This is a genomic window from Endozoicomonas sp. (genome assembly GCF_051008435.1).
GTDB lineage: Bacteria > Pseudomonadota > Gammaproteobacteria > Pseudomonadales > Endozoicomonadaceae > Endozoicomonas_A.
The window spans coordinates 1-5,371 of sequence record NZ_JBPCXO010000126.1; the positions used below are offsets into that span (position 1 = coordinate 1).

Annotated in this window: 4 protein-coding genes; 3 read left to right on the plus strand and 1 reads right to left on the minus strand. The window is 46.8% G+C overall.

Annotated features, from left to right (window positions below; all coding sequences use genetic code 11):
* The first annotated feature begins 144 nt into the window (after positions 1-144).
* The 3 genes from ACR2PX_RS05890 (at position 145) to ACR2PX_RS05900 (ending at position 2,178) form a co-directional block, all read left to right on the plus strand.
* On the plus strand, positions 145-552 hold the full coding sequence (locus tag ACR2PX_RS05890) for a hypothetical protein (protein WP_433998436.1): 408 nt from the start codon (positions 145-147) through the stop codon (positions 550-552).
* 87 nt (positions 553-639) lie between these two features.
* The gene (locus ACR2PX_RS05895; RefSeq protein WP_433998437.1) at positions 640-981 is read left to right on the plus strand and encodes a hypothetical protein; all 342 of its coding nucleotides are present in this window, start codon (positions 640-642) and stop codon (positions 979-981) included.
* 144 nt (positions 982-1,125) lie between these two features.
* Entirely contained in the window at positions 1,126-2,178 is a 1,053-nt protein-coding gene (locus tag ACR2PX_RS05900; protein WP_433998438.1) for a pyridoxal phosphate-dependent aminotransferase, read from the plus strand.
* A 32-nt stretch (positions 2,179-2,210) separates the two neighbouring features.
* On the opposite strand, the gene ACR2PX_RS05905 is transcribed toward ACR2PX_RS05900, so the two are convergent.
* On the minus strand, positions 2,211-5,371 hold a 3,161-nt coding region (locus ACR2PX_RS05905), incomplete at its 5' end, for a DUF2608 domain-containing protein (protein WP_433998439.1).

A 5,371-nucleotide genomic window follows, 5' to 3' on the forward strand; every position in this document is an offset into this window, starting at 1 on the left:
CGGTTTGAGACAGTTTTTATGATTATTTGAGGCGAATAGCGAGCTATTCAACGAAAAGAATCATAAAAAATGGCCAAATCCGGCTTTTTCGCAGTAGGTCAGTGGTAAGTCCGACAGGCTCCTAGAGATCAGTTAGATGCAGGATTGGAAACCCAGCGCGTTTATGACAGCACACGCACTGGCGAGAGTGATCCAGACAGCCTTTTTGCAGCAATGGTAAAACATTGTGAGCCTGGCCGGTTTGTGTCTTTTGGGACAGGCAGCCAAGCCGCCTGCCTTGGCAGCATGACTGTTGAAGAACTACAGAATCTGGATGCCAGAGCTGCAACAGATGCCAGAAGAAGTGGCATAAAAGACGATGAAGAAGTGCCTCTCATAGCTTTGAGCCCCGTTGGCCTGAATGCCAGCGGTACATGGTATATCACAGGTCTTTCAGGTATTTACCCCGTTTTCAAAAGTGCTCCCTACAATGCCTGGATCACCCGAAATCAATTGTTTATCTTCAGCTACTTCAAAAGCACAGTAGCCTCTCCCAGAGACGAGGAACTCTAGGAAGAAACGGGAGAAGAACACTCTCTTCTTCCGTTTAAAAAACAGCTATCTATACTTAGTTCATGCAGTACATGGAGTTACCCCGCTATGAACACACTGACCGTAGAAGGCTGGTTGAAATCCGCCCCTGAATCCACCCCACTACCGATTGAGCATATCCACTTCCGGGTTAATGAAGATTACCGGCTGTTATTGGAGCAGGCTGAGGAAGAATTGCAGGAAAAGCAGAGCGGAGAACTCTTTATTCCTGTAGATATGAGCACTATGGAACTGAATACATCGGATGAATGTGGTCCATTGAAAGATTGCCAATTCAGGGTTTATCTGCGACCGGCTGATCAACGAGGACTGTTTCACTTAGTAGCCAATACGGGCTCTGATAACAGCCTGGTGTACTCCAACTCACTTCTGGTTGACCTTTTGGGCTGATCCTACCTGACATAACGACTGTGAGCAGGCACAAGATTCACCCTGTCTGCTCATTCACACCGGATTTCCCTTGGCTTGACCGTAAAGCTCTGCATATACTGGCCCTGCTAATCATCACCACAAAAGTATGCAGGGTCGTTTGTCATGAGTATTTTTAAATTCCACATAACCCAAATGGGTGCCTACAAGCCACCTCTTGAAGGGCGGGATCCTCATGAGCATCTGCTACTGGACTTTAATGAGCGTACCCTGCCGGTCTGCCCAATGGTCAAGCAGGCCATGATTGATTTCATTCAGGATGATCGTCTTCAGTGTTATCCATCCTATGGAAACATTACCGAAAAGCTTGCCCAATACTGCGATGTAGAATCAGAACAGGTCATGATTACCAACGGCTCCGATCAAGGCATTGACCTGATCATCCGGTCAGCCTGCAGAGAAGGAGACGAGGCTATTATTCCTGGCCCTTCCTTTGCCATGTATCACCAGGTAGCCAAAGTCGAAAACCTCAAGATCATTGAACCTTCTTATTCAAAAGACAAAGGTTTTCCCAAACAGACGGTGCTGGATGCTATTTCTGATAAAACGCGTCTGATAGTCATTTCCAACCCTAACAACCCCAGCGGAACGGTTGTTATTAAGGAAGACATTCTCGACATTGCAGCCGCAGCACCCAATGCCGCTATTCTTGTGGATGAATGTTATTTCGAATACACAAGAGAAACCGTTGCCGATGTGGTTGATCAATATCCGAACCTTCTGATCACCCGAACTTTTTCAAAAACCTGGGGATTACCCTCTGTCCGTTTGGGTTATGTCATCAGTAATGTAGAAAATATACGCGCACTATTAAACGTTCGTGGTCCATACGACGTTAACCAGCTGGCTGTAGTTGCAATAGATGCAGCTCTTTCCAACCCTGGTTATACCGAACAGTACGTCAAAGAAGTTATGGAAGTTTCTAAACCCATTTTTGAAGATTTTCTAAACGAGAAAGGGATTGATTACTGGCCCAGTGTCGCTAATTTTATCTGGACGTTCCCGGACAATCCGGATGAAATTGAAAAGCACCTTCGAGCTCACAGTATTCTGGTTCGCCCTAAAGCTGATGAGAGTGGCAGAGTAGGATTAAGAATTAATCTGGGGAATAAGGCTCAGACTGAATCTTTGATCCAAACCTTATCCCAGATAATCTGATTATCAGAGCCTATAGCTGTGGCTATAGGCTTTTATTGGAAACCAATTACTGGTATCCCCAAGTGCCCAGGAGGCTGATAGTTTCCAGGTAATTTATAGTTTCGCCACTCATAATCAGGGCTGTACGCTCTCAGCCCATCAAACGTATTCCTCATTAAACGCGACTCGTTTATGTAGATCGCCCTCAACTCATCAGAACTCCAACCGTTATCATCGGACAACTTCTGCAACTCAACAAATCGTTCAAAACTGATATCAGGACCTTCTCCCGTTTCAGACATAAACGTGCTTTTAGTTACGGCAAAATCCACCCTGTAAATCATCGGCTTAGCACCGTAGAAGTGGAATGTTGTATAGGGTATACCTCGTTGGTCAGCTGCCTTTTCAACAGACTCCAACATACCTTGTACGTCATCCACCATCACTATGTGTTGAGCTGGATGCTGGGATTTGACGAGGTAGTGCTCCAAACCCTGACCTTTGGTTTCCCATGGACCCGTTTGAACTTTGACAGTAATTGCATCATCAAACAGGTTTCTGTCGAGTTTTGTTTTCTCAAGCTTTTCTCTTAGAGAGTCTTCTTCATTGGCGGTAAGCAGAATAATTTTTGCATTCCCAGGACCCGCCTTGGTTCGAATATCCTGAAAAATTTTGGCCGTGTCAGGATTGACCACACACCTCTCTTGACGACCTCCAGCCACTACATCTTTGGCTATGAGCGTGTCATCCAAATCAAAACAGACGACAACAGGTTCTCCAGGCTTGATATGAGCCAACACCTCCCTGATGTTTTGTGATCTCTCAAGTCTTCTTGATTCACGCACTACTACGGGTTCTGGCACAGCCTGCACGCTTTCCGGCGCTTTGACTTCAACAGGTGGAACTGTAGCTGCCTGAACAGGTGGTACCTGTACATTCTGACCCCAGGTCATCACCTGACGTCCACGCCCCATTAGATTCAGCTTGATGTCGTCCTTAACTTCTCTTGCCCTGCCCCTGAGAGCCCGGTTTTGCATTTTCCAGTCATCACCCGGGAAGGCTTTTTTCAAGCTTTGTTCGATTTCAGCCGGAGAAAGCCTTAAATCAGGTCGAATTTGAGCCAGCTCTTGCGAGGCAAGCCTTATATCATTGACAGCACGATCAGAAATCTTCAACAGCTCATCCATCAGTGCTTTCATTTCCCCGGGTCTGGAGACTTGTGCCCAGTCCATTCTCATTTGCAGAGAGATCAACTGGCTAGGCTTCAAGTTCAATCCACCCCAGAGGAAATCCCAACCCTCTTCAGAGAAACATCTTGATAAATCCGCTTCCACTTCTACTGGATTCAATTGGAGGTCAGGACGGATCTGAACCAATTCTTCAGCAGCCTGTCTCCGACTTTCTGATGCACGTGGAGATAGCTGCCACAAATGATCCATAAGTTGCTTCATCGCGGCCGAGTTACGAATTGGCTGGGCATTGATAACTCGTTGCTCAGCTCTGTCGATATTACCCTGCACTCGCATATCTACTTCAGGGCCACAATACTGATTCCATTCCCGTTCTGTTGGAAACGCAGCATTAAAGTTGGTTTCCAGAACCTCTTTCACAGCCAGATCAATCTGAGTATCGCTTCCTCTGAGTCGCTGGAACGTCTCAAATGCCATTCGGCGGGTACTTCTCTGTTGAGGCGTAAGAAGGCCCATATTCTTTATCAGGAATCGACACCATTCCTGCCCTTTCTTTGGGTCGAAGGCATCAAAGCGTCTTTTAAGAGGCTCCACTTCACTGGGCCTTTTCAACTGATAAGTGCCGTCCCACAGTGAAGGCCATAGATCACGTCCCGGAGCTCTTTCCAAACCTTTGATGATTTCAGCTCTGACAGGTGCCCTGGGCACACTTCTGGATAGCCAGTCAGCGGCATCTTCAATACTTCTCTGGCACTGTTTAGGCACCTGATCCAGATGATCGAATACCCCAACCAGATGGCCATAGTTTCGATCACTGGCCAGACATAGATTGGCACCCTTGATCTCCATATCATATTGTTCATCAGGCACAAATTCTGGAGAGTAAGCCTGAACCGACACATTATTGAAGAAAGCCTTGGCTTCATCAGTAGGTGTTCCATCAGGATTAAGGACAGGGAACATCTGCCTATTTTGAGCATCCAGTACAATAAAGCGCCCGGATGACTTAAGCCTTTGAACAAAAGTATAATGCCCCGCGCCACCACCGGTACCTGACTTCAATACAACATATCGGTCACTATCAAAAGCTTGACCTAAAGGCCTCCTGGGCGCACCAGGCTGTCTTTGCTGCCCTCTTTTGATAGCGTCGAAAAACTCTCCCACACGATTCTGATATTCATGGTGATACTGCTTTTCCTCAATACCATCAATCTGGACCCAACCCACAATTGGCGTCGTTTGACTGGTATCAAATGGAAGCTCTACAGCGACTGAAACAGCCTGAACCTGGTTATAACCCCTGCCTCTGGCAAAATGTTCAAGAGAGTTGGCAAAGCCCTGACAGTTTGAATTACCCGCAGCCTGTCTTTTATACATTTCTGTGACGACATTATTAAGAAGTTCAAATTCAACTTCTTCATCTGCTGAAATCAGCGTCTGCTTGTGAACTGTAAGTCTATCCAGCTCTGCAAGGTGATCTTCTCTCTCACCAGCAAAGCTTCTCTCAGTTATCTGTCGTCTGGCTTCATCTTTAGAAATCCGTCCAAACTGGTATTCAAGCTTAATCTTGGCACAGTTATGAGCCCGCTCCATGTCTGTCTTGATCTGAACAAAAATATCCTGCTCCATCTCCCTTTGCATATCTGTAAGCAATTGATGGTGCTGTCCTACCAGATCGCGCTCAGCATCTTCAAAAGATCCGGCTTTGACTCCATGCTTATTAAACTTCTCGTTAACTACTCGATCAGGCTGCTGTCGGGATGGCTGAACACGATCCCACTGACCTTTCATCTGCATGAATTGTTGTTGAACTCGTGGATCATCATCCATTCCCATGCTCATTAAGGCCTGATCCATTCTCAGAGACTGCATGGGAGCTGGCTCAAATGGCATTGCTACCACAGGAGGTGCAACAGGAGGTGCAACAGGAGGTGCAACAGGAGGTGCAACAGGAGGTGCAACAGGAGGTGCAACAGGAGGTGCAACAGGAGGTGCAACAGGAGGTGCAACAGGAGGTGCAACAG

Excerpts from the sequence above, each read along its gene's own strand:
- ACR2PX_RS05900 (WP_433998438.1), top strand. The coding sequence starts at position 1,126 with ATGAGTATTTTTAAATTCCACATAACCCAAATGGGTGCCTACAAGCCA.
- ACR2PX_RS05895 (WP_433998437.1), top strand. The coding sequence starts at position 640 with ATGAACACACTGACCGTAGAAGGCTGGTTGAAATCCGCCCCTGAATCC.